Here is a 23,101-nt window from a genome sequence, read left to right on the forward strand (position 1 = left end):
TACGTGGTTCAGAACAAGTGGTACATCCACCCGGCGATCGCCGTGGCGGTCCTCGTCAATGTCTTCGTGATGGGGCTTGCCATGGCATGGTCCGGCGACCCGGCCAAGCTGCAGCGCCTGCTGGTGGAAGACGGTATCGTCGAGTGGATGCAGTTCCTGTGCTTCGCCGTGACGTCCGGCCTGCTGGCCTTTGCCGCGCTGGAACACTGGCAGCGTGGGCGGCGCATCGACCTGCCGCTGCTGGCGCTGGCCGGCCTGGCCGGCATCGTGGCGCTGGCCGCGCTGGAAGAGATCAGCTGGTTCCAGCGCATCCTGAATGTCACCACGCCGGAATACTTCGCCCAGAACAACCGCCAGGGTGAAACCAACCTGCACAACCTGGCGATCGGCGAGAAGGGCAGCATCCACAAGACGATCCTGCTGAAACTGATCGCCATCGCCGGCCTCACGCACAACATCGTGCTGCCGCTGCTGGCCCGCAAGCGCCCGGCGATCCGCGACTTCGTCGAGCGCTTCGGCCTGTACCTGCCGCCGCTGTCCGCCTCGGTGATCTACATCGTGCTGGTGGCGGTTTCGCACCTGGTGATCGACCACCCGCGCAAGGGCGAGCTGGGCGAGATGTTCGGCGCCGTGCACTACCTGGCCACGGTATTCATCGCCTACTTCCTCGGCATCGGCTACGGCAAGCAGCCCATCTTCGAAGGCCCGGCCGACCGCCGCCGCGTGGGCACGCTGTTCGCGATGCTGCTGGTGTTCCTGCTGATGACCGGCTGGCTGCTGAGCGCCGGCGCGGGCGCCGAGCCTTACCTGGCACTGCACCCGAACGGCAAGGAGTGATCGCCCGGCACGTTCCCGGCCGGGCAGCGGTAGCGACTTAGCTGCGCTTCCGGTCGTGGTGCCACAGCACGTCGCTGCCGCCGGCAAAGCGGTTCAGCACGCGGGCCAGCACGAACAGCAGGTCCGACAGGCGGTTGACGTACTGGCGCGGGTGGTCGTGGATGGTTTCCTCGCTGCCCAGCGTGACGATGCTGCGCTCGGCGCGCCGGCATACCGTGCGGCAGACATGCGCCAGCGCCGCGGCGCGCGAGCCGGCCGGCAGGATGAATTCCGTCAGCGCCGGCAAGGTGCCGTTGTACTTCTCCAGCAGCGCATCGAGCCGCTCCACGTGCTCTTCCTTGATCAGCTGGTAGCCGGGAATGCACAGTTCGCCGCCCAGGTCGAACAGGTCGTGCTGGATCGACACCAGCTCGTCGCGCAGCTCGTCCGGCAGCGCTTCGCACAGCAGCACGCCCAGGTTCGAATTCAATTCATCGACATCGCCCATGGCGTGCACGCGCACGCTGTCCTTGCGCGTGCGGCTGCCATCGCCCAGGCCGGTGGTGCCATTGTCGCCCGTGCGGGTCGCGATCTTCGATAACCGGTTGCCCATGCTCGTCTCCGTAGGATGAAAGGTGGGAGCATACGCCACAGCCGGCAAAACCGGTGACAGGCTCCGATTATTTTGAAACATTTCCCGAAAAATGGCGCCTGTCACTGTTTTTTGGAGCATGCTCCGCGAAACCCGGCTAAGCCCCCGGTTTTTCTGAAACATTTCCTGAAGCGCACAAGCGGGGCGTTTGGCCTACAATCGGCCCATGACCACGCCATCCGCCAGCGCAGCGCCGTTCAGTGAAAGCCGCCAGCGCGAGGTTGCGCAAGCCCTGGGTGCCGTATTGCCACACGGCTGTGTGCTGTTTCGCCTGGAAGATACCCGCCCGTACGAATGCGACGGCCTGTCGGCGTTCCGCCAGCCGCCGATGATCGTGGCGTTGCCCGAAAACGAGGCGCAGGTGGTGGCCGTGCTGGAAGTATGCCGCCGCATGAATGTGCCGATCGTGCCGCGCGGCGCGGGCACCGGGCTGTCGGGCGGGGCGATGCCGATCGCCGACGGGGTGGTGCTGTCCACCGCGAAGCTGAACCGCATCGTGCGGCTCGATGCCCAGGCGCGCACGGCCGTCGTGCAGCCCGGCGTGCGCAACCTCGCCATCTCCGAGGCGGCCATGCCGTTCGGCCTGTACTACGCCCCCGATCCCTCGTCGCAGATCGCCTGCACCATCGGCGGCAACGTGGCGGAAAATTCCGGCGGCGTGCATTGCCTGAAATATGGCCTGACCCTGCACAACGTGCTGCGCGTGCGCGTGGCCACCATCGGCGGCGACATCATCGAGCTGGGCAGCGAAGCGCCCGATGCGCCCGGGCTCGACCTGCTGGCCGTGTTCATCGGTTCCGAAGGCATGCTGGGCATCGTCACGGAAGTCACCGTGAAACTGGTGCCCAGGCCCGCCGTGCAGCGCGTGATCATGGCCTCGTTCGGCGACATCGTCACCGGCGCCAACGCGGTGGCGCGCGTGATCGCGGCCGGCATCATTCCGGCCGGGCTGGAAATGATGGACCAGACTTCTTCCCGGATGGTCGAACCGTTCGTCCACGCCGGCTACGATCTCGACGCGGCGGCGATCCTGCTGTGCGAAGCGGACGGCACGCCGGAGGAAGTGGAAGACGAGATCGCGCGCATGATAGCGGTGCTGCGAGAGGCCGGCGCGACCGCGATCGCGGTGTCGGACAGCGAGGCCGAGCGGCTGAAGTTCTGGTCCGGCCGCAAGAACGCCTTCCCGGCGGCCGGCCGCATCTCGCCCGATTACTACTGCATGGATGGCACGATCCCGCGCAAGCACCTGGCGCAGGTGCTCGCCGGTATCGCGCAGATGGAAGTGAAGTATGGCCTGCGCTGCGCCAACGTCTTCCATGCCGGCGACGGCAACCTGCATCCGCTGATCCTGTTCGATGCCAACGTGCCGGACGAACTGGTGCGCGCCGAAGCGTTCGGCGCCGATATCCTGGCACTGTGCGTGGCGGTCGGCGGCACGATCACCGGCGAACACGGCGTGGGCATCGAGAAGATCGATTCGATGTGCGTGCAGTTCGGCGCGGCCGAGCTGGGTGCGTTCTTCGGCGTGAAACGCGCGTTCGATCCGCCGGCGCTGCTGAATCCGAACAAGGCCATCCCCACGCTGCAGCGCTGCGCCGAGTTCGGGCGCATGCGCGTCACGGGCGGCGTGCTGCCGCACCCGGACCTTCCGCGCTTCTGACTTGCCGGCAGGGCTAGCCGGCCAGCAGTGCCTCGATATCGGCGGCGATGTCGTCCGGCTTGGTGGCCGGCGCATAGCGTTTCGCCACGGTGCCATCCCTGCGCACCAGGAACTTCGTGAAGTTCCACTTGATGCCTTCGGTGCCGAGCACGCCGGGTGCCGTCTTCTTCAGGTGCTGGAACAGCGGGTGCGCCTCCGCGCCATTCACGTCGATCTTGGCGAACAGGGGGAAGGTGACGCCGTAGTTCTTTTCGCAGAACGCGCCGATTTCCTCGTGCGTGCCTTTTTCCTGCGCACCGAACTGGTTGCAGGGGAAGCCCAGCACTTCGAAGCCCCGCTCGCGGAAGCGTTCATACAGTTTTTCCAGGCCCGCGTACTGCGGCGTGAAGCCGCAGGCGCTGGCCGTGTTCACGATCAGCAGCACCTTGTCCTGGTACTGGCCCAGGTTGACGGGCTGCCCCGCCAGGCCGACGGCGGAAAAATCAAAAACGGTGTTCATATGGTCTCCTCGTGGCGGCGCGGCTCATCTCATCTCAGCTCGGCTCATCTCATCTCGGCTCAGACCAGGCCCAGGTGCTCGGTGCCGGACGACAGGTCGCGGTTCTTCGCCCCCTTGCCTTCGAGCTTGATGGCCAGGCGCAGGTCGTTCACCGAATCGGCGTTGCGCAGCGCATCCTCGTAGCTGATCTTGTCCGCCTCGTACAGGTCGAACAGCGACTGGTCGAAGGTCTGCATGCCCAGCTCGCGCGACTTCTTCATCAGCTCCTTGATCTCGTGCACCTTGCCCTGGAAGATCAGGTCGGAGATCAGCGGCGAATTGAGCAGGATCTCGATGGCCACCGCGCGGCCGCGGCTTTCCTTCAGCGGAATCAGCCGCTGCGAGATCATGCCCTTCAGGTTCAGCGACAGGTCCATCAGCAACTGCTGGCGGCGTTCCTCGGGGAAGAAGTTGATGATGCGGTCCAGCGCCTGGTTGGAGCTGTTGGCGTGCAAGGTAGCCAGGCACAGGTGGCCCGTTTCGGCAAACGCGATGGCGTGGTCCATCGTTTCGCGGTCGCGGATCTCGCCGATCTGGATCACGTCCGGCGCCTGGCGCAGCGTGTTCTTCAGGGCGATTTCCCAGTCTTCCGTATCGACGCCCACCTCGCGCTGCGTGACGATGCAGTTGCGGTGCGGGTGCACGAATTCCACCGGGTCTTCGATGGTGATGATGTGGCCGTAGCTGTGCTCGTTGCGGTAGCCGACCATGGCCGCCAGCGTCGTCGACTTGCCCGAACCGGTGGCGCCGACCATGATCACCAGGCCGCGCTTGGCCATGATGACTTCCTTCAGCACGGCCGGCAGCGCCAGCTCGTCCAGGTCGGGAATCTTGCTGTTGATGACCCGCAGCACCATGCCGGCGGCGCCCATCTGCACGAAGGCCGAGACGCGGAAGCGCCCCAGGTCGCCCGGGCTGATGGCGAAGTTCGCTTCCTTGGTCTGCTCGAAGGTGGCGGCCTGCTTGTCGTTCATGATCGAACGGGCCAGGTCGGAGGTATGCGCGGCCGTCAACGGCTGCGCGGAAACGGGCGTGAGCTTGCCGTCGATTTTCATCGCCGGCGGAAAGCCGGCGGTGATGAAGAGGTCCGATCCTTTTTTGCCGACCATCAGGCGCAGCAGGTCGAACATGAATTTACTGGCCTGGTCGCGTTCCATGACGGTCTCTTATCCGGGGAAGTTTTCGGGGATCTTGGCGGCCGAGCGCGCGGTGGCCGCCGAGATCACGTTGCGGCGCACCAGGTCCGTCAGGTTCTGGTCCAGCGTCTGCATGCCGGCATTGCTGCCGGTCTGGATCGCCGAGTACATCTGCGCGATCTTGGCTTCGCGGATCAGGTTGCGGATCGCTGGCGTGCCCACCATGATCTCGTGCGCGGCCACGCGGCCGGCGCCGTCCTTGGTCTTGAGCAGCGTCTGCGAGATCACCGCCTGCAGCGATTCGGACAGCATCGCCCGCACCATTTCCTTTTCCTCGGCGGGGAACACGTCGACGATCCGGTCGATCGTCTTCGCGGCGGACGAGGTATGCAGCGTGCCGAACACGAGGTGGCCCGTTTCCGCGGCGGACAACGCCAGGCGGATCGTTTCCAGGTCGCGCAGTTCGCCGACCAGGATCGCATCCGGGTCTTCGCGCAGCGCCGAGCGCAGCGCGTTACTGAACGACAGCGTGTGCGGTCCCACCTCGCGCTGGTTGATCAGGCATTTCTTCGATTCGTGCACGAACTCGATCGGGTCCTCGATGGTGAGGATGTGGCCGTACTCGTGTTCGTTCAGGTGGTTCACCATCGCGGCCAGCGTGGTCGACTTGCCCGAGCCGGTGGGGCCGGTGACGAGCACCAGGCCGCGCGGCTTCAGCGCGAAGTCGCCGAAGATCTTCGGCGCGTTCAGGTCTTCCAGCGTGAGGATCTTCGACGGAATGGTGCGCAGCACGGCCGACGCGCCGCGGTCCTGGTTGTAGGCATTGACGCGAAAGCGCGCCAGGCCGGGAATGGCGAACGAAAAGTCGACCTCGAGCATCTCCTCGTAGGCCTTGCGCTGGGCATCGTTCATGATGTCATAGATCATGCGGTGCACTTCCTTGTGCTCCAGCGGGTCCACGTTCAGGCGGCGCACATCGCCGTGCACGCGGATCATCGGCGGCAGGCCGGCCGACAGGTGCAGGTCGGATGCCTTGTTTTTCACGGAGAACGCGAGCAGATCGGAGATGTCCATTTATAATCCCTGTGCCTTAAAAATAATGCCAGCTATGGGCTGGCGCGTCTGATTATGTCCGGAATCCCAGAGCGTTTGCAAGCTGTCGAAAATGCCATTGTGGCCGCCTGCGCCGAGGCGCGGCGCCCGCCTGCCGCCGTGCGGCTGCTGGCCGTATCGAAAACCTTCGGGGCCGATGCCGTGCTGGCCGCGGTCGAGGCAGGCCAGCGCGCCTTCGGTGAAAACTATGTGCAGGAAGGCGTGGACAAGATCCGCGCCGTGGCCGCTGCGTTGCCCGCTGTATTGCCCAACATGTCGCCCGATGCGCGCCTGGCATGGCATTTCATCGGGCCCATCCAGAGCAACAAGACGCGCCCCATCGCCGAGCATTTCGACTGGGTGCATACGGTCGAGCGCGAGAAGATCGCGGCACGGCTGTCCGAGCAGCGCCCGCCCGCGCTGGGGCCGCTGAACGTCTGCGTGCAGGTCAACATCAGCGGCGAGGCCAGCAAGAGTGGCGCCGTGCCGGCCGACGTGGCGGCGCTGGCCGAGGCCGTGGCTCGGCTGCCGAACCTGCGGCTGCGCGGCTTGATGGCGATCCCGGAACCGGCGGCGGACCTGGCGGCGCAGCGCGCGCCCTTCGCTGCCATGCGCACGCTGTTCGAACAGCTGCGCGCGAACTTCGGGCCCGATTTCGACACGCTGTCGATGGGCATGTCGGCCGACATGCGCGCGGCCATCCTGGAGGGCGCCACGATCGTCCGCGTCGGCAGCGCGATCTTCGGCGCACGGGACTACAACAACTAATTACGACAAACTGCAGGGGATATCCATGAAGATTGCATTCATCGGCGGCGGCAACATGGCCGCCGCGCTGGTCGCCGGCCTGGCCGGCAAGGTCACGCCCGGGGCGAACATCCACGTCGTCGATCCCAACCCGGCCGCGCTGGAAGCGCTGCATGCCGGGCACGGCGTGACGACGGCACCGTCGATCGACGCCGCCGTCAGCGCGGCCGAGGTAATCGTGCTGGCCGTGAAACCGCAGAGCATGCGCGAAGCCGTGGCACCGCTCGTGCCCCTGCTGGCAAGCGCTGCCCACGCACCCCTGGTGCTGTCGATCGCCGCGGGCATCCGCAGCGCCGACCTGTCGCGCTGGCTCGGCGGCTACGGCGCGATCGTGCGCTGCATGCCGAACACTCCGGCGCTGATCGGCATGGGCATTGCCGGCCTGGTTGCCTCGGCGGGCGTGACGCAGGCCCAGCGCCTGGCGGCCGACCAGGTACTGAAGGCTGTCGGCGGTACCGTGTGGCTCGACGATGAAGCGCAGATCGACGCGGTGACCGGCGTTTCCGGCAGCGGCCCGGCATACGTGTTTTATTTCATCGAAGCGATGCAGCAGGCCGCCGTCGAACTGGGCCTGACGGCCGGGCAGGGGCTGGAACTGGCGAAGGCCACGTTCACCGGCGCCGCGCAGCTGGCCGCGCAATCGCAGGAGCCGGTGTCGGTGCTGCGCGAACGCGTGACATCGAAGGGCGGCACCACCTACGCGGCGCTGACCAGCATGGAAGAAAGCGGCGTGAAGGCGGCCATCGTCAACGCCGTGAAGGCCGCCGCGGCAAGGGGCAGGGAGCTGGGCGAACAGATGGGCCGGGACGGCTGAGCAGGGCAATATCAGGTAGGACAGTCAGTAATGCAATAAAATAAAACAAAAAAGTAAAACAAAAAAGTAAAACAAAAAAGTAAAACAAAAAAGTAAAACCACAAACCAAAACGACAACATAAAAACCATCAAGGGAGACTGAATGGACAAGCTGGAAAAAAAACTGTGGTTCGTGATGCTGGTCAGCATCTTCGCAACGATCGCAACGCTGTACCTGACCGAGAGCGCCGGATTGCCCAGGCTGGCCGAGATGAGCTTCAGCCAGGTGATCCTGTATTTCCTCTGCTTCGGCGCCTGCTGGAGGCTGGTCTCGTTCTGCGGCTGGTTGCTGGCGCAGTGTTTCCAGACACCGGCGCAAGACCGCTGATAAAAAAACGGCCCGCATCGCGGGCCGTTTTTCTTCGGATGCCGGTGATGGTCAGTCGCGTGCGATGATGACGCCGGCCAGCAGGCCGACGACGGCACCGATGACGACCGAACGCCACGGATTGTCGTGCACGTACGTATCGGCGCACTGGGCCGCCAGCTTGCCCTTTGCCAGCGCCGTGTCTTCCAGGCTCAGCAGGTTGGTTTTCGCGTTGCGCAGGGTGTCCTTGAACTGCGATTTGGCTTCTTCGGCGCCTTCCGCGCCAGCGCTGGCAGCGCCACGCAGCCACTGTTCGGCATCGCCGATGGCATTTTTCAGGTCGGTCATCAGGCGCTCGCGCGCCGCGCCCGTGTCGCTGCCGATCGTGCCGGTTCCCGCAGTGCTGCTGCCGATGCCATTGCCGGCAGTGGGGTTGTTCGTCTGATCCATGGTCGCCTCGTGTTTAAATTGTTGGAAAGCTGGGTTGGTACAAAGCTGCATTGGTGCAAAAGCTGCATGGTGCAAAGCTGCATGGTGCAAAGCTGCGTGGTGCAAAGCTGCATGGTGCAAAAATGCATTGGTACAAAGCCGCATGATGCAGTCTGGTACAGGCGGCATACCCGGGATTGCTCAAGCGCCACTCAAGGTACGTGACAAGACTAATGCGTAACGCTTTCAGCGTAGTTCATTGTCAGCGCAGTGCATTGTCAGCGCAGCCCAAAGTCGAGCGCGATCCCGGCAAATACGGCCGCTCCCAGGTAGTTATTGTGGCGGAATGCCGCAAAGCATGGCGCACGCTCGCGTCCACGGATCAGGAAGTAGTGATAGACGGCGCACGCGGCGGCCACGGCAAGGCCGGCCATGTACCAGGCGCCGAGGCCGAAATACGCGCCGGCGGCCAGCAGGATCGCCAGGTGCACGCCATAGCACAGCATCACGATCGCCACGTCGAAGCGGCCGAACGTGATGGCCGAGGTCTTGATGCCGATCTTCAGGTCGTCGTCGCGGTCGACCATCGCATACTCGGTGTCGTAGGCCACGGCCCAGAACACGTTCCCGAGCAGCAGCAGCCAGGCCCAGGCCGGCACCGCGCCCTGCACGGCGGCAAAGGCCATGGGAATCCCGAAGCCGAAGGCGATGCCCAGGTAAGCCTGCGGGATGGCGAAGAACCGCTTGAAATAAGGGTAGGTGCCGGCAATCACCAGCGCCGCCACCGACAATTGCTTGACCAGGCCGTTGAGTGGCTGGATCAGCAGGAACGCAATCAGCGACAGGGCGGCCGCGATGGCCAGCGCTTCCTTCCCGCTGACGCGGCCGCTGGTAATGGGGCGGTCCGCCGTGCGCTTGACGTGGCGGTCGAAATCCTGGTCGGCGTAGTCGTTGACGGCGCAGCCTGCCGAGCGCATCAGCAAGGTGCCGAGGCAGAAGATGACGAGCAGCTGCCAGTCCGGCACGCCGCCGGAGGCCAGCCACAGCGCCGACAGCGTGGGCCACAGCAGCAGCACGGTGCCGATCGGCTTGTCCAGCCGGACCAGGCGGAAATACAGTTGCAGCTTGCCGGGGGAGCGGGCAGGGGAGGGCGCGGGTGCGTGCATGGTCGGTTCCTCAGGCGGTGGCGTCGGCCTTGTTCGAGCCGAGCTTGTTCAAGCCGAGATCAATTACGCCGGGCAGGCGGATCTGGGCGATCGCCTCGCACAGCGCGTCGATCGCGGCCTTGCGCGTAAAGCTCTTGCGCCACAGGATCACCACGCGGCGCGACGGCTGCGGGTCGTCGAAAGGCCGGAACTGCAGCATGCCGTCCTTCGCTTCCATGTCGGCCACCGAGGCGCGCGGCAGCACGGTCAGGCCGATGCCGGAAGCAACCATGTGGCGGATGGTTTCCAGCGACGAGCCTTCGAAGGTGCGCTGCATGCCGTTGCCGGGCGTCGAGAAACGCGCCATTTCCGGGCACACTTCGAGCACCTGGTCGCGGAAGCAGTGGCCGGCGCCCAGCAGCAGCATCGTTTCGCTTTTCAGGTCTTCGGCCGGTATGCTCTCGCGCGCCACCCAGGGATGGTTGTTCGGCATCGCCACCACGAACGGTTCGTCGTACAGCGTCTGCATCGCCATGCCGTGCTCGGGCAGCGGCAAGGCCATGATGGCGGCATCGAGCTCGCCCTGGCGCAGCAGTTCCAGCAGCTTGACCGTGAAGTTCTCCTGCAGGATCAGGGGCATCTGCGGGGTTTTCTCGATCATCGTCTTCACCAGCGGCGGCAGCAGGTAGGGGCCGATGGTGTAGATCACGCCGAGGCGCAGCGGGCCGGCCAGCGGATCCTTGTTCTGCTTGGCCAGTTCCTTGATGGCGGCGGTCTGCTCGAGCACGCGCTCGGCCTGGGCGACGATCTGCGCGCCGAGCGGCGTGACGGAGATTTCCGCGCCGCCGCGCTCGAACAGCATGACGCCCAGCTCGTCCTCGAGCTTCTTGATCGCCACCGACAGCGTAGGCTGGGCCACGAAGCAGGCTTCGGCGGCGTGGCCGAAGTGCTTGGCGCGGGCGACGGCAACGATGTATTTCAGTTCCGTGAGTGTCATAAGTCTAGGCAGGTCGATCCATGCGGGGCGTTCCGGACAGAGTATTGTAACGGAATGCTTTCGCGCGAACGGCCGGCGCGGCGGCGTTGCTCCCGTGCCTGCCGGCGGTGCGCACGGCCGGACTTTATAATGGCGGCTTCCTTACTGACCGATATCCTCCATGCCCTCGTTCGAAGACAAGATCTGCCCCCGCGACCAGTTGCGCGCCCGCGTTGCCGCCCTGCCCAAGCCGGTGGTCGTCACCAACGGCGTGTTCGACATCCTGCACCGCGGCCATGTCACCTACCTGGCGCAGGCGCGCGAACTGGGCGCGTCGCTGGTGGTGGCGGCCAACACGGATGCTTCCGTGAAGCGGCTGGGCAAGGGCGACGACCGTCCGCTCAACACGCTGGCGGACCGGATGGCGGTGCTGGCCGCGCTGGCGTCGGTGGACCTGGTGGTGCCGTTCGACGAGGATACGGCGCTGGAAGTGGTGCTGGAAGCACGTCCGGAAATCTATGCCAAGGGCGGCGACTACGACATGGCGGCGATCCCGGAAGGGCAGGCGGTGCTGGCCTACGGCGGCAAGGCCGTGGCGATCGACTTCGAACATGACCGCTCGACAACGAAGCTGCTGGCCAGGGTGCGCGAGTTCACTGCTCGTTCTGGAGAATCGTGATCTTGCCGTCCGGTTCGAGAAAGGCGCACTTCATTTTCTGAACCGGGCAGTCGGCCTCGCGCAAGGCCTGCTCGACATCGCCTTCGGCCACCCGGCATTTTTTCACGACATCGTCGAAGATTTTGCCGTCCCGGCCCAGCAGCACGGGGCGGCCATCGACCAGGTCGGCAATCTTCCGGCTGCGCGACGTGGCCACGGCAAAGAAGACGTTCAGCGCAATCAGCGTGGTGGCGACGATCATGCCGCCCGGCAGCGAATCGTCGCCGCCCGACAGCGAATTCGATACCGCCTCCGACAGCAGCATGACCACCAGCAGGTCGAACGGCGTGAACTGCCCGATGGTGCGTTTGCCCGTGATGCGCACCATCACCAGCAGGAAACAGTAAATGATGGCGCCGCGCGCCATGAATTCCCACCACGGCAAGTCCATGTCGAACATAGCTCCTCCATCGCATGATGATGGGTTTGCTTATACGACGTTTCGTGCATTTATGCCAACACTGGAGGGCTGGAGGGCTGGAGGGCTGGAGGGCCGGTGCCCTCCTGGCGTGGCAATCGCGCGGGCGGGCTTACCGGGAATCGTGCGCGGGCGGCTGGCGCGCCGCCTGGATCATCTTCCAGCCATTGCCGGACGGATCGCGGAAGCCCGCATCGACCGTGCCGAAGCGATCCACGGGTTCCTGCGTGAACTCGACACCGCGGCCGCTCAGCCGGTCGTAGGCGGCGCGGCAGTCGTCCACCAGCAGGACCAGCGGCGGCATGGCGCCCTTGGCGACGAGCTCGTTCAAGGCTTGCGCGGTCCTGGCGTCATGCACCGGCGGCCCCGGCTTGAACAGGCCGAGCTGGAACGAAGGCTGGTCCGGATGCTGCACCGTCAGCCAGCGGTAATCGCCCGAGCCCGCGTCCGTATGGACCTGGAAACCCAGCTTGCCGACATAGAACGCCAGCGCTTCGTCCTGGTCGCGCACATACAGTCCGACTACATTCACGTTTTTGATCATGGCACCTCCTTGGATAGGGGTTCCAGTGTGCCAGCGGCCAGCAGGCGCCGCTTCTCCAAAACTGCGATGTTGAGGTCCGGCCGGTGCGCGCCCCGAAGGGCGCACTCCGGTACCTGCGCGCCTGCCTGGGGCGCCGAACGCTCGCGGGTTCGCCATTCGCCGGGGCTGGCGCCGGTGATGTCGCGGAAAATGCGCCCGAAGGTGCCCAGGCTGTTCCAGCCGGTCTGGAACGCGACTTCCATGATGGGCAGGTCGGTCTCGCGCAGCAGGGCCGTGGCCCGTTCGATGCGGCGCGTGAGCAGGTAGCGGTGCGGCGGCAGCCCGAACGCCTTCCTGAACTCGCGCGCGAAATGCGCCGCCGATACCGTGCCGACCTCCGCCAGCCGCTCGACCGGCCATTCCTCATGGGGTGCGGCATCCATCCGGTCTTTCGCGCGCAGCAGGCGCCGCAGCAGATTGGGGTTCTGGCTCATCCTCGCCTCGGGCACCTTCGGGTCATGACAGATGCCGGGATTATGCGGAATGTCATCCGGTGGGTAAACAACAGGCGCTGTGAGCGGTAATTAAGCGAACTTCCCGCCGGAATCACGGTCTGACTTCCTGTTGAGATACTTCATGTATATCAGGAGGCGACATGGGCACGGCGGATGTTCGAGTACTGATCGAAGCGTTGGTGCAGCAACAGCTTTCAGAAGATCAGGTCACATTGCTGCAGCGCTTTTTGGCCAACGTCGAGCAACCAGGCCAGTGCCATCGCCTGATCGAAGAAGCCGCCGGACGACCATCGTGTCCACATTGCGGGTGCCAGCGCTCCCACCGTTGTGGGCAGGCCAGTGGCTTGCAGCGCTATCGCTGCGTGGTGTGCCGGCGCAGCTTCAACGCCTTGACCGGCACACCCCTTGCTCGTCTGCGTTTGCGCGAGAAGTGGCTGCAATACCTGCAATGCCTGATCGAGTCGACCCCTGTACGTTCGGCAGCCAGCCGCGTGGCGGTGGCCAAGTCGACCAGTTTTCGATGGCGTCACCGTTTCATCGCCGCCTTGCTCCGGGCGCCTCGCCCGCAGCTATCAGGCATCGTCGAGGCTGACGAAACCTACCATTTAGAATCACAAAAAGGCTCGCGATATTTGAACCGCCCGCCGCGCAAACGCGGCGGCAAGGCCAGCCGGCGCGGCATCAGCAGCGAGCTGGACTGCATCCTCGTTGCCCGTGACCGCAACCGGCAAACCTGTGACTTCGTCACGGGCCGCGGCCCGGTCAGTGCTGGCCAGCTGATGCAACACCTGAAGCCCGTGCTGGCGCCCGATGTGCTGCTGGTGACCGATGCCGCCAAGGCGTACCAGGCATTTGCGAAGCAGGCTGGCATCACGCACGAAGCGATCAATGTGCGTGCTGGCATGCGGGCACGCGGCGCACTCCATATCCAGGGTGTCAACGGATGGCATGGCCGCTTCAAGACTTGGCTGCGGCGATTCAACGGTGTTGCCAGCCGCTACCTGGAAAATTACACCGGCTGGCAACGTGTACTCGATGCCGCCGTGCTGACGACACCGCGGCAATGGTTGCGAAGTGCCGTGGCGCCAGCCTAAGGGCGTCGGCTTTTTGCCGCGCTCGGCATGCAAGAAAGTTCCGTGATTAACGGCAAGGCTACTTAACGCGAACAGCGCCAAACAGGAGAAGTCCGAAGAGAAACCCGGAAGAGAAACCTGGGGGCGGGAGCGGACACCGCGCCGCCGCAATCCCGGGTGGCGGGCCATCCGGCGTTCCCCGATCTGCGACACAACAAGGCGGGTAACGGTACTAGCGCGGCGATAAGCAGGATGACAATATTTCTCCCGGCAACGCCAGGGCGCCTGCTGCCGCACACCAGCCCTCCCAACCACCGCAAAGGATCATCATGAGCTTTCGTAACGGTCTCGATTCCCTGCTTCGCCCGGAAGATTCGGTCCTCGTCCTGATCGACCACCAGCCTTTCCAGCTCGCCAACCTGCACAGCCACACCGCGCACGAGGTCGTCAACAACGCGGCGGCGCTGACGAAAACCGCCAAGGCCTTCCGCGTCCCGACCATCATCACCAGCGTCATCGCCGACCGGGGCGGCCTGGTCTTTTCGCAGATCACCGATGTCTTCCCGCACCAGGAAGTGATCGATCGCACCACCCTCAACACCTGGGAAGACAAGAACGTCGTCGATGTCGTGAAGGCGACCGGCCGCAAGCAGCTGATCATCGCCGGCCTCTACACCGAGATCTGCGTGGCGATGCCGGTGATCCACGCGCTGGGCGAAGGCTGGGACGTGACCGTCGTTGCCGATGCGTGCGGCGGCGTCACCGTCGAGGCCCATGAACGGGCCATCCAGCGCATGCTCGCCGCCGGCGCCAATGTGATGACGTGGCTGGCGGTGGCGTCCGAATGGCAGCGCGACCATGCGCGTACCGAGCACATCCTCGAGTTCGTGGACGTGCTGAAGGAACATGAGCCGGGCAGCGGCATCGCGTTCCTGTGGGAGCAACAGCTGCTCAACACCCCGGTCGAGACCCTGCAGAGCTCCGGCTTCTGAGCCGGGCAGGGCGGCGGGCATATTCACCAATGAAGTCTTGACGGCACTGACCAGGAGTCGAACGTGGAAAAGATTGGCCGGGATCTGTTGGAAATGCAGCGGGTGCCGCTGGCGGAAGCGCATGTCGCCGCCATCCGGCAAGCCGGCACCGAAGTGCGCTATCCGGCCGGCACGGTGCTGGTCCGGCCCGGCGACCCCGCCCGGCATTTCGTCTATGTCGAAGAGGGCGAGATCGAGGTCATGAACGTGTTCACCGGCGAGCGCCTGATCGCCGCGACGCTCGGGCCGACGCAGTTCATGGGGGAGATCTCCTTCCTTGCGGGCGGCAGCTGGTCGATGGCATTCCGGGCCGCCCGGGACACCAGGGTCGTCGAGGTGCCCCGCCGCGCGATGCTCGACCTGATGGCGCAGGTCCCCGAGATGTCGGACATCGTCATCACCGTCCTCGCGGCGCGGCGCCGGAAGCAGCTGGAAACGGGCCACAGCGCGCTCGTGCTCATCGGGGAAGAGCTGCACCGGGACATCCGGCGCATCGCCGAGTTCGCGGGCCGCAACCGGCTGCCATGCGCCTCCCACCCCCTGGGCAGCAGCGCGGCGCATGCGGTCGCGGTGAGCTGTTCGGTCGATCCGCACCGGCCCGCCGTGATCTTCGGCCGGGACACGGTGATCGCCGATCCGACGCCGGAAAAGGTCGCCCGGCTGATCGGCCTGAACCAGGACCTCGCCGACGACGAGGCGGTCGACGTGCTGATCGTCGGAGGCGGGCCGGCCGGCGTCTCGGCGGGCGTCTACGCGGGCGCCGAGGGACTGAAAGCCCTGGTGGTCGAGGACATCGCCATCGGCGGGCAGGCCGGCACGTCGAGCAGGATCGAGAACTACATGGGCTTCCCGACCGGTATCTCCGGCGCCGACCTGGTCTGGCGGGGCGAGGTGCAGGCAATGAAGTTCGGCACGCGCTTCGCCATGCCGCTTCGCGTCGAGGCGCTGGAGAAACTGGCGGATGGGACCTTCTGCGCCACGTTCGGCAATGGACAACGGGTCCGGGCGCGCGCCGTGGTGATCGCCACGGGCGTGCAGTATCGCCGCCTGCCCATCGACCGCCTTGCCGGATTCGAGGGGGCGGGGATCTACTATTCCGCCACCGAGAACGAGGCGCGCTTCTGCCGCGACACCGAAGCGATCGTCATCGGCGGCGGCAATTCCGCCGGGCAGGCGGCGATGTTCCTCAGCCGCGTCGCCGCCCGGGTCCGGCTGGTGGTCCGCGGCGACTCGCTCGCCGCCTCGATGTCCAGCTACCTGTCGTCCCGGCTCGAGGCCGATCCGGCCATCACGATCCAGTATGGCGCCCGGGTGACGGCCGTGCATGGCGACCAGCGGCTGGAAGCGGTGACCATCCATTGCAATGGCTCGGCGGAGACGGTGGACACCTGCGCCGTGTTCGTGATGGTGGGCGCGGTGCCGAATACCGGATGGCTCGCCGGGCTGGTCAAGCTGGACGAACACGGCTTCGTGCTGACCGGTGGCGACGCCGGCGCCGCCTCCCCCTACGCAAGCTCATGCCCCGGCGTCTTTGCCGTTGGCGACGTGCGTGCCGGATCCGTCAAGCGGGTCGCTTCCTCGGTCGGCGAAGGGTCGGTCGTCATCTCCCGGGTGTGGGAGCACCTCCATCGGCCCGGCCAGTCCGGTGATCGGCATGCGGGGGCAAGCCGGGCGGCTGCTTCCGCTACTTGAACAGGGAAAGGCAAGCTGATGGCGGCAACGAGCCTGGTGCAAACGATCGGACCGGTGGTGGTCCTGCTGGGGGCGGCGGTGATCGCGGTGCCATTGTTCCGGAGACTGGGCCTTGGATCGGTACTCGGCTATTTCGCCGCCGGCATGCTGATCGGTCCATCGGCGCTGGGCCTGGTGACGAATGCGCAATCCATCCTGCATATTTCCGAGCTTGGCGTCGTGATGTTCCTGTTCGTGATCGGCCTGGAACTGCGCCCGCCCAAGCTGTGGGCCATGCGTGGCCAGATCTTCGGCCTCGGCCTTGTGCAGGTGGCCGCGGCCATCGCGGCGCTGGCGCTGACCGCGTATGCGATGTTCGGCTTTTCCGCGCCGGCGGCCTTCGTGGCCGGGGCGGGTTTCGTGCTTTCCTCGACCGCCGTCATCATGATGGTGCTGCAGGATCGCGGCGAGGTGTCGAACACGGAGGGGCAGAAGTCCGTGGCGATCCTGCTGTTCGAGGACCTGATGATCGTGCCGCTGCTGGCGGTGGTAGCCTGGCTGTCGCCACTGTCGCGGCAAACATCGGGATGGTCCGGACTCCTCATCGCGCTCGCCGCGCTGCTGTCGCTGCTGGCCGTGTCGCGCTGGGGGCTGGACACCTTCTTCGCCTTGCTGGCACAGGCGCGCACACGCGAGGTGTTGACGGCGGGCGCGCTGCTGGTGGTGCTGTGCGCGGCCCTGCTGATGGAGTTCGCCGGGCTGTCGATGGCCATGGGCGCGTTCCTTGCCGGCGTAATGCTGTCGAGTTCGAGCTACCGGCACCAGATCGAGAGCGATATCGAGCCTTTCCGCGGTTTGCTGATGGGCCTGTTCTTCCTGGCGGTCGGCATGTCGCTCGACCTGTCCATCGTGGCGGCGGAATGGCGCTTGCTGCTGGCGCTGCTGGGCGCATTCATGCTGGCGAAGGGGGCAGCGGTGTATGCGACCGGGCGGCTTTTCGGCGCGACCCGGCACCAGGCGCTGCATCGAACGTCGATGTTCCTGCAAGGCGGTGAATTCGCCTTCGTGCTCTACGCGGCGGCACTGTCGGCCGGTATCTTCGATGCCAGGACCAACGCCTTGTTCGCCACCGTGGTCATCCTCTCGATGGCGCTGTCGCCCTTGGTGATGCTCGCGGCCGATCGCATGCCGCGGGCGAAAGCCTCGATGGAGGGTGTCGACATCGCCCGGGACCTGAAGGGACGCATCCTCGTCATCGGCTTCGGCCGGTTCGGCCAGATCGCTTCGCAGATCCTGCTGTCCAGCGGCGTCAGGCTGTCGGTCATCGACAAGGATCCCGGCCGGATCCGCGATGCCGAACGCTATGGCTTCAAGGTGTTCTTCGGCGAAGGCACCAGGCTCGCCACGCTGCGCCACTCGGGTGCCGGCGAGGCCGATGCCATCATGGTCTGCATCGACGATCCGAAGGCGGCCATGCGGATCGTGGAACTCGCGCAACAGGAGTTCCCCCAGGCCAGGCTGCTGGTCCGCAGCTACGACCGTGGGCATGCCGTGGAGCTGATACGGGCGGGCGTGGATTACCAGGTCCGGGAGACCGTGGAATCGGCCTACCTGATGGGCGCGGAAGGCTTGCGCGCACTGGGCTACGCGCAGGCCGATGTCGAGGAGGCGGCCAACGATATCCGGCGGCGCGATGCCGAGCGGCTGTCGGAGCAGGTGCAGGGAACCCCCATGTCGGGACTGGACCGGATACATTTCCCGGTCATCCCGGAGCCGCTGCATGGACCCGCTTTGCAAGAATCATCTTCCAGATAGCGCGGCGCCTGGCCATGGCAAGCAATTTTTGCTGTGCTCGAGCCCGGTACGGAAGTACCATTCCGGGAAAGGTCGTGTCGCGCTATCGGGAGCACTGGATTGGACATCGAAGAATTACGGACATTCGTGGAAGTCGCCGATGCCGGGGGAATCTCCCCCGCAGCATTGCGGCTCGGCGTAGCGAAGTCGATCGTCAGCCGCCGGCTCGCCCGGCTGGAAGCGGACCTGGGCATCCAGCTGCTGTCGCGCACCACCCGCGGCGCGGCACTGACGGAAGCCGGTGCCACGTTTCGTGATTACGCGGCCAGGGTTTGCGCCGAGATCGACCTGGCGAAGGAGACCATCGTCCCTGCCGGCGAACTGCGTGGCCGGCTGCGCATTGCCGCCCCGCTGACGTTCGGCCCGACACACTTCGCGCCCGTGCTCGCGGAGATGGCCCGGCGCCATCCGCAGCTGCAAATCCACACCTGCTACAGCGACCATGTCGTCAATCTCATCACGGAAGGCTACGATTGCGCGATACGGGTCGGCTATCTCCAGGACTCCAACCTCATTGCGCGGTGTGTCGGGCCGGTTCATGGAGCCACTGTCGCGAGCCCGGAATACATCAGGGCACACGGGGCGCCCTCGACACCCGAGGAACTGCTCGACCACGAGGCCCTCATGCAGGGCACGGAAGCCTGGTATTTCATGGATGGCGACAAGACCATCACGGTGCGCCCGCAAGGGCGCTTCAAGGCCGACAACGGCGCAGCCCTGGTGGCGGCCGCGGTCGCCGGGCTCGGCATTGGCTGGCTCCCCGACATCCTCATTCAGGAACATCTGCGTACCGGCGCTCTCGTCGCGGTCATGACCCGCTATCCACCGCCGCCCGCGGCAGCCTACGTGGTTCGGCCACCCGGCCAGAATCCGGCAAAGAAGATACGCATCCTGACCGAACTGCTGATCGAGCATTTCGACAACATGCCCCATATCGCCAGGGCTCCTCTCGGCTGACTCCCGATGCGAACCGTGGCGCCCGGGCGGAGCACTTCCCCATCCGCATGCCAGCCCGCGTTCCCGCTTCCGCGACACAGCACGCCTTGAGGTAGCGCTACCGCGCCGAGCCCGGGAAAAGCACAATCTTTCTCGGGAAATGCCGGCGCTGGCGGATGTTTCCTCCCGTCGCCGACCAAACCGGTACGGCGTGGTGTCCCTTCACATCCAGCAAAGGGGGAGAGACAGTGAAGTCGATATTACTGATGGCATTCATGGTGGCGAATGGCCTGGCCGGCACCCATGCACAAGAAGTGCAGGACGCGCCCGGCGCGGACCTGATCGTGCACAACGCCAGGATCTTCACCGGCAATCCCGCACAGCCGGCGGCGTCCGCCCTGGCCGTCAAGAACGGCCGCATCCATGCGGTGGGAACCGATGCCGAAGTGCTGGCCCTGAAGAAGGCCGGCACGCGGGTCATCGATTCGAACGGCCGCCGGCTCATTCCGGGCATCATCGACGCGCACACCCATGTGCTCAACGAGGGCGGCTACAACTACTCGTTGCGGTGGGAGGGCGTGCCGACGCTGCGCCGCGCCCTGCAGATGCTGGGCGAGCAAGCCAGGCGGACACCGGAAGGCCACTGGGTGAAAGTCATCGGCGGCTGGTCTCCATACCAGTTCGACGAGAAGCGCTTCCCCACCATGGACGAATTGCGCAAGGCGGTGCCGAACCGCCCGCTGATCGTGCAGTATGCCTACAACCGCGCCTACCTGAACCAGCAGGCGATGGATGCGCTCGGCGTGGGCACCGACAAGTTTCCCATGTTGCCGGGTACCGAGTTCGAGAAGGACGGGCAGGGCAGGTACACCGGCGTGGTGCATGGCTACACCTTCCAGTTCGTCGCCATGGAAACCATGGTCCCGCAACTCTCCTTCGATGAAGAGGTAAGCTCGCTGGTCCAGACGATCCACAGTATCAACCGCGTGGGGGTCACCTCCATCGTCGATGCGGGCACGGGCTTCCGCGGGTATCCGAAGGCCGTGCGCACGGTGGATGCACTCGCCCGCGACAACCGCCTCAACATCCGCATGCCCTTCGTGGACATCCAGCTGGGAGAAGGCGCGGACTTCAACATGGTGGATGCGCAGATCACGGCGATCACGAAGACGGCGCCGATCAGTCCAGGGCACAACCTGCACCCGCGCCTCGCGCACGGCCATGTCTACCGGGGCGCCGGCGAGTTGCTGTCGGCGGAAGTCCACGATCACGAGAACTTCGACCGCCCCGCGGTCGTCATCGAGCCGGCCAAAATGCGCGAGCTGGTGGAGCGGGATGTCGCAAAGCTGGTGGAGCGGCGCATTCCTTTTCGCGAACACATCACCTATGACGAGAACATCACGCCATTCCTCGATGCGCTCGGCAAGCTGAACGAAAAGACGCCGCTCGCCGGCCTGCGCTGGAGCCTCGAACATGCCGAGACGATCAGTCCCGCGAACATCGCCAGGGTGAAGGCGCTGGGTGGCGGCATTGCCCTGGACACCAAGATGGCGCTGCACGGCGACGCCTTCATCAAGACCCACGGCCGCGACAAGGCGTTGCGGACACCACGCCTGCGCGAGCTCGTCGACAGCGGCATCCCGCTGGCCATGACCACCGATGCCTTCCGGGCCGCTTCGTTCAATCCCTGGGTCGGCATCAGCTGGATGGTGACGGGGAAGGCGATTTCGGGAACCGAAGTGCTGGGCAAGGAAAACCGCCTGTCACGCGCCGAAGCGCTGGGACTGTTCACGCGCACGCCGGCGTGGTTCATGCACGCCGAATCGGAACTGGGCATGATCGCCCCCGGTTTCCTTGCCGACTTCGTGCTGCTGGACAGGGATTACTTCACGATCCCGGAGTCCCAGATCCAGTCCGTTGCCTCGGTCCTGACCGTGATGGATGGCAGGGTGGTGTACGGCGCGCAGGACTACCAGGCGCTTTCGCCGGCGCTGCCCGCGATCCTGCCTGCCTGGTCGCCGATCAGGCATTTCGGTGGCTATCACCCGGCCCGGTGAGGGGACCGGATGATGCGCCTGGCGTGGCTCGGCATCCTCTTGTTGCCGGCGGCCGATGCCGCGCTGGCGCAATTCATGCCGATGCGATTCGACGACGATTTCCGCAGCCAGCGCCAGGGGTGCGACGCGAACGGCCACCGCGCCGCATGCTGGAAGGACCGCCCGGCCGCGGACCAGCTACGCCTGAGTATCGGCGGCGACCTGCGCTGGCGTTACGAGCACACCGGCAAACCGCGCTACGGGCTGGAACGCCAGGACCGGTGGGGTGTGCTGATGCAGCGCGGCTCCGTCTTTGCGGACCTGCGCGTCGGCGAGCACTGGCGCTGCTTCGCCCAGTTGGCCAGCTCGATCACCAGGGGCCGCGCCGCGGGCCCATCCCCGGTGGACGAGAACCGGCTCGATCCGGCCAACCTGTTCGTCGAATGGCGGGCGGCCGGCACCGGAGAAGGCAGCATCGGCGTGCGTGCCGGCATCCAGGAGCTGCAGTTCGGATCGGGGCGCGCCATCGATGCCCGCGAGGGCCCGAACGTGCGGCGCAGTTTCGATGCCGTGCGCGCGTATGCGGCCAGGGGGACCTGGCGTGTCGATGCCTTTGCCGCGGCGCCAAGGCAGAACCGGCCTGGCAGCCTCGATGACGCGCGTTCCAGGACCCAGGCGCTGCGCGGCATCTACGCCACCCGCACCGGCGGTATCACGTCCTGGGACGTCTACGCGCTGCATGGCGAAGACACGGCTGCCCGCTACGTCCAGGGCGTGGCGCACGAACGCCGCTGGTCGGTCGGTACCCGCCTGTTCGGCTCCGGGCTGGACGTCGACCGCGGTGATCGCCTATGCGCGGCCTGGCGCGTTCCTGCGCGAGACGGGCGCCGGCGATGTCCTGAGCTTCGTCAGCGCTGGTGTGCAATACCGGTTTTGAACAAGCCGGCGCCGCTCGCCTTGGCCGGACGTTCCGGACAGTGAAGGGCAAACGTCTGCGGCAGTCCAGCGCCTCAGGCGTCCTTCGCCTCGCTCACCGCGGCGCTGATGACTAAGCTTCTGGAGCGTCCGGGGCCGCCGACGGAACGACGGCAATCGCGATCTTCCCCCGCAAGCCGTTATCGGGACTCTCGAGGCGGGCATGGGCCTGGCCAATATCAGCCAGTGCATAGACCGCCCCGACATGGGGCCGGAGTTGACCGCGTTCGACCAGTGCTCCCAGTTCATCGAGCTTGCCACGGTTCTGCCTTGTGAACACGAAGTGGTAACTCGCATTCTTGCCCCACGCCTGGATCAGGTTTTGTGGCTGCGCGGTATCGACGATCGTGACGAGCCGGCCCAGCTGTGCGAGCGCGTCGGGAGCACGGGACAGGGTGTCGCCACCAATCGTGTCGAAGATGACGTCGACACCCCGGCCTGCCGTTTCACGCATGACAGCCTCGACATAGTCTTCGTTCCGGTAGTCGATGACGACATCGGCTCCCATGCTGCGTGCGAACGCGAAGTTCGCCTCGCGCGCGGTGGTGATCACCCTCGCGCCGATGGCCTTGGCGAGCTGGATCGCCACATGGCCTACCCCGCCTGCGCCACCGTGTACCAGGATGGTTTCGCCGACCCGAAGCGCCGCGCGTACGACAAGCGCTTCCCATGCCGTGCCTCCGACCAGGCTCAGGCTTGCAGCTTCCAGATGACTGAGCGCAGCGGGCTTCTTGCCGATGATGTGTTCGGCGGCCACGTGGTACTCGGCATAGCTGCCCGGACCGTCGAATATCTGGGGCGTATACCAGACCTCGTCGCCTGGCGCAAAAGTGGTGACGCCTGGTCCGATCGCTTCGACCACGCCGGAAACATCGTGTCCGGTAATGGCCCAGGCTGTGTAAAAACGCCGGCAGTGTAAACGAAACCAGTTCGGTAAACG

At 65.5% G+C, this 23,101-nt stretch carries 24 protein-coding genes and 1 pseudogene; 14 read left to right on the forward strand and 11 right to left on the reverse strand.

Annotated features, from left to right (window positions below; genetic code table 11):
- The first annotated feature begins 3 nt into the window (after positions 1-3).
- A complete protein-coding gene (locus OU994_RS06265; RefSeq protein WP_281610050.1) occupies positions 4-837 on the forward strand; it encodes a hypothetical protein in 834 nt (277 codons plus the stop codon).
- A gap of 37 nt (positions 838-874) precedes the next feature.
- Here OU994_RS06265 and OU994_RS06270 read toward each other — a convergent pair whose 3' ends face one another.
- Positions 875-1,429: a cob(I)yrinic acid a,c-diamide adenosyltransferase gene (locus OU994_RS06270; RefSeq protein ID WP_131147673.1), complete on the reverse strand. Its 555-nt coding sequence runs from the start codon at positions 1,427-1,429 to the stop codon at positions 875-877.
- A gap of 205 nt (positions 1,430-1,634) precedes the next feature.
- Between OU994_RS06270 and OU994_RS06275 the strand changes: the two genes are divergently transcribed.
- On the forward strand, positions 1,635-3,128 hold the full coding sequence (locus OU994_RS06275) for an FAD-linked oxidase C-terminal domain-containing protein (protein WP_281610051.1): 1,494 nt from the start codon (positions 1,635-1,637) through the stop codon (positions 3,126-3,128).
- A gap of 13 nt (positions 3,129-3,141) precedes the next feature.
- Here the strand turns inward: OU994_RS06275 and OU994_RS06280 are convergent, their stop codons facing one another.
- Genes OU994_RS06280 through OU994_RS06290 form a run of 3 tightly spaced genes read right to left on the reverse strand, consistent with a single transcriptional unit; the run spans position 3,142 to position 5,876 of the window.
- Entirely contained in the window at positions 3,142-3,627 is a 486-nt protein-coding gene (locus OU994_RS06280) for a glutathione peroxidase (protein ID WP_131147671.1), read from the reverse strand.
- 59 nt (positions 3,628-3,686) lie between these two features.
- A complete protein-coding gene (locus OU994_RS06285; protein ID WP_281610052.1) occupies positions 3,687-4,823 on the reverse strand; it encodes a PilT/PilU family type 4a pilus ATPase in 1,137 nt (378 codons plus the stop codon).
- A gap of 9 nt (positions 4,824-4,832) precedes the next feature.
- Complete coding sequence (locus OU994_RS06290) at positions 4,833-5,876, reverse strand: type IV pilus twitching motility protein PilT (RefSeq protein ID WP_131147669.1); 1,044 nt, start codon at positions 5,874-5,876, stop codon at positions 4,833-4,835.
- 54 nt (positions 5,877-5,930) lie between these two features.
- Here OU994_RS06290 and OU994_RS06295 point away from each other — a divergent pair, with 54 nt between their 5' ends.
- The 3 genes from OU994_RS06295 to OU994_RS06305 all read left to right on the forward strand — a co-directional run bounded on the left by OU994_RS06295 (position 5,931) and on the right by OU994_RS06305 (position 7,882).
- Positions 5,931-6,662, forward strand: coding sequence for a YggS family pyridoxal phosphate-dependent enzyme (locus OU994_RS06295; protein WP_281610053.1), 732 nt, complete (start codon positions 5,931-5,933; stop codon positions 6,660-6,662).
- 25 nt (positions 6,663-6,687) lie between these two features.
- Complete coding sequence (gene proC / locus OU994_RS06300) at positions 6,688-7,515, forward strand: pyrroline-5-carboxylate reductase (protein WP_281610054.1); 828 nt, start codon at positions 6,688-6,690, stop codon at positions 7,513-7,515.
- 142 nt (positions 7,516-7,657) lie between these two features.
- Positions 7,658-7,882, forward strand: coding sequence for a hypothetical protein (locus OU994_RS06305; protein WP_281610055.1), 225 nt, complete (start codon positions 7,658-7,660; stop codon positions 7,880-7,882).
- Positions 7,883-7,933: 51 nt separating this feature from the next.
- On the opposite strand, the gene OU994_RS06310 is transcribed toward OU994_RS06305, so the two are convergent.
- Positions 7,934-8,311 (reverse strand): YqjD family protein, encoded by a 378-nt coding sequence (locus OU994_RS06310; protein ID WP_281610056.1) that lies wholly within the window; start codon positions 8,309-8,311, stop codon positions 7,934-7,936.
- A 53-nt stretch (positions 8,312-8,364) separates the two neighbouring features.
- Here OU994_RS06310 and OU994_RS31715 point away from each other — a divergent pair, with 53 nt between their 5' ends.
- Positions 8,365-8,457 (forward strand): pentapeptide repeat-containing protein, encoded by a 93-nt coding sequence (locus OU994_RS31715; protein WP_373922557.1) that lies wholly within the window; start codon positions 8,365-8,367, stop codon positions 8,455-8,457.
- 111 nt (positions 8,458-8,568) lie between these two features.
- Here the strand turns inward: OU994_RS31715 and ubiA are convergent, their stop codons facing one another.
- Positions 8,569-9,456, reverse strand: coding sequence for a 4-hydroxybenzoate octaprenyltransferase (ubiA, locus tag OU994_RS06315; RefSeq protein WP_281610057.1), 888 nt, complete (start codon positions 9,454-9,456; stop codon positions 8,569-8,571).
- Between the two features lie 10 nt (positions 9,457-9,466).
- Positions 9,467-10,432 carry a hydrogen peroxide-inducible genes activator gene (locus tag OU994_RS06320; protein WP_281610058.1) on the reverse strand — a complete coding sequence of 322 codons (966 nt, stop codon included), beginning with the start codon at positions 10,430-10,432 and terminating at the stop codon, positions 9,467-9,469.
- A gap of 160 nt (positions 10,433-10,592) precedes the next feature.
- On the opposite strand from OU994_RS06320, the gene rfaE2 reads away from it, so the two are divergent.
- Positions 10,593-11,090 carry a D-glycero-beta-D-manno-heptose 1-phosphate adenylyltransferase gene (gene rfaE2 / locus OU994_RS06325; RefSeq protein ID WP_131147661.1) on the forward strand — a complete coding sequence of 166 codons (498 nt, stop codon included), beginning with the start codon at positions 10,593-10,595 and terminating at the stop codon, positions 11,088-11,090.
- Here rfaE2 and OU994_RS06330 read toward each other — a convergent pair.
- From OU994_RS06330 to OU994_RS06340, 3 genes are all read right to left on the reverse strand, one after another.
- Complete coding sequence (locus OU994_RS06330; RefSeq protein ID WP_131147660.1) at positions 11,065-11,529, reverse strand: DUF421 domain-containing protein; 465 nt, start codon at positions 11,527-11,529, stop codon at positions 11,065-11,067. The two genes, rfaE2 and OU994_RS06330, sit on opposite strands and share 26 nt — an antisense overlap.
- 130 nt (positions 11,530-11,659) lie before the next feature.
- Positions 11,660-12,091, reverse strand: coding sequence for a VOC family protein (locus OU994_RS06335; RefSeq protein WP_281610059.1), 432 nt, complete (start codon positions 12,089-12,091; stop codon positions 11,660-11,662).
- Positions 12,088-12,564, reverse strand: coding sequence for a helix-turn-helix domain-containing protein (locus OU994_RS06340; protein WP_281610060.1), 477 nt, complete (start codon positions 12,562-12,564; stop codon positions 12,088-12,090). Before OU994_RS06340 ends, OU994_RS06335 begins: the two co-directional genes overlap by 4 nt.
- 161 nt (positions 12,565-12,725) lie before the next feature.
- On the opposite strand from OU994_RS06340, the gene OU994_RS06345 reads away from it, so the two are divergent.
- From OU994_RS06345 to OU994_RS06375, 7 genes are all read left to right on the forward strand, one after another.
- On the forward strand, positions 12,726-13,679 hold the full coding sequence (locus OU994_RS06345; protein ID WP_281610061.1) for an IS1595 family transposase: 954 nt from the start codon (positions 12,726-12,728) through the stop codon (positions 13,677-13,679).
- A 308-nt stretch (positions 13,680-13,987) separates the two neighbouring features.
- Entirely contained in the window at positions 13,988-14,650 is a 663-nt protein-coding gene (locus OU994_RS06350; RefSeq protein ID WP_281610062.1) for an isochorismatase family protein, read from the forward strand.
- Positions 14,651-14,713: 63 nt separating this feature from the next.
- The gene (locus OU994_RS06355; protein WP_281610063.1) at positions 14,714-16,381 is read left to right on the forward strand and encodes an FAD-dependent oxidoreductase; all 1,668 of its coding nucleotides are present in this window, start codon (positions 14,714-14,716) and stop codon (positions 16,379-16,381) included.
- An 18-nt stretch (positions 16,382-16,399) separates the two neighbouring features.
- Complete coding sequence (locus tag OU994_RS06360) at positions 16,400-18,175, forward strand: monovalent cation:proton antiporter-2 (CPA2) family protein (RefSeq protein WP_281610064.1); 1,776 nt, start codon at positions 16,400-16,402, stop codon at positions 18,173-18,175.
- Between the two features lie 99 nt (positions 18,176-18,274).
- Positions 18,275-19,171, forward strand: a complete 897-nt coding sequence (locus OU994_RS06365) for a LysR family transcriptional regulator (RefSeq protein WP_281610065.1) — start codon at positions 18,275-18,277, stop codon at positions 19,169-19,171.
- Between the two features lie 227 nt (positions 19,172-19,398).
- Entirely contained in the window at positions 19,399-21,207 is a 1,809-nt protein-coding gene (locus OU994_RS06370; RefSeq protein ID WP_281610066.1) for an amidohydrolase, read from the forward strand.
- A gap of 9 nt (positions 21,208-21,216) precedes the next feature.
- Positions 21,217-22,167 (forward strand): alginate export family protein, encoded by a 951-nt coding sequence (locus tag OU994_RS06375; protein WP_281610067.1) that lies wholly within the window; start codon positions 21,217-21,219, stop codon positions 22,165-22,167.
- A gap of 67 nt (positions 22,168-22,234) precedes the next feature.
- Here the strand turns inward: OU994_RS06375 and OU994_RS06380 are convergent.
- Positions 22,235-23,050 (reverse strand): annotated as a pseudogene (locus OU994_RS06380) (zinc-binding dehydrogenase); the annotation flags it as partial.
- Positions 23,051-23,101: the final 51 nt, after the last annotated feature.

The sequence above is a fragment of the Pseudoduganella sp. SL102 genome, from assembly GCF_027856995.1.
In the GTDB taxonomy this organism is placed as follows: Bacteria; Pseudomonadota; Gammaproteobacteria; order Burkholderiales; family Burkholderiaceae_D; genus Rugamonas; species Rugamonas albidiflava.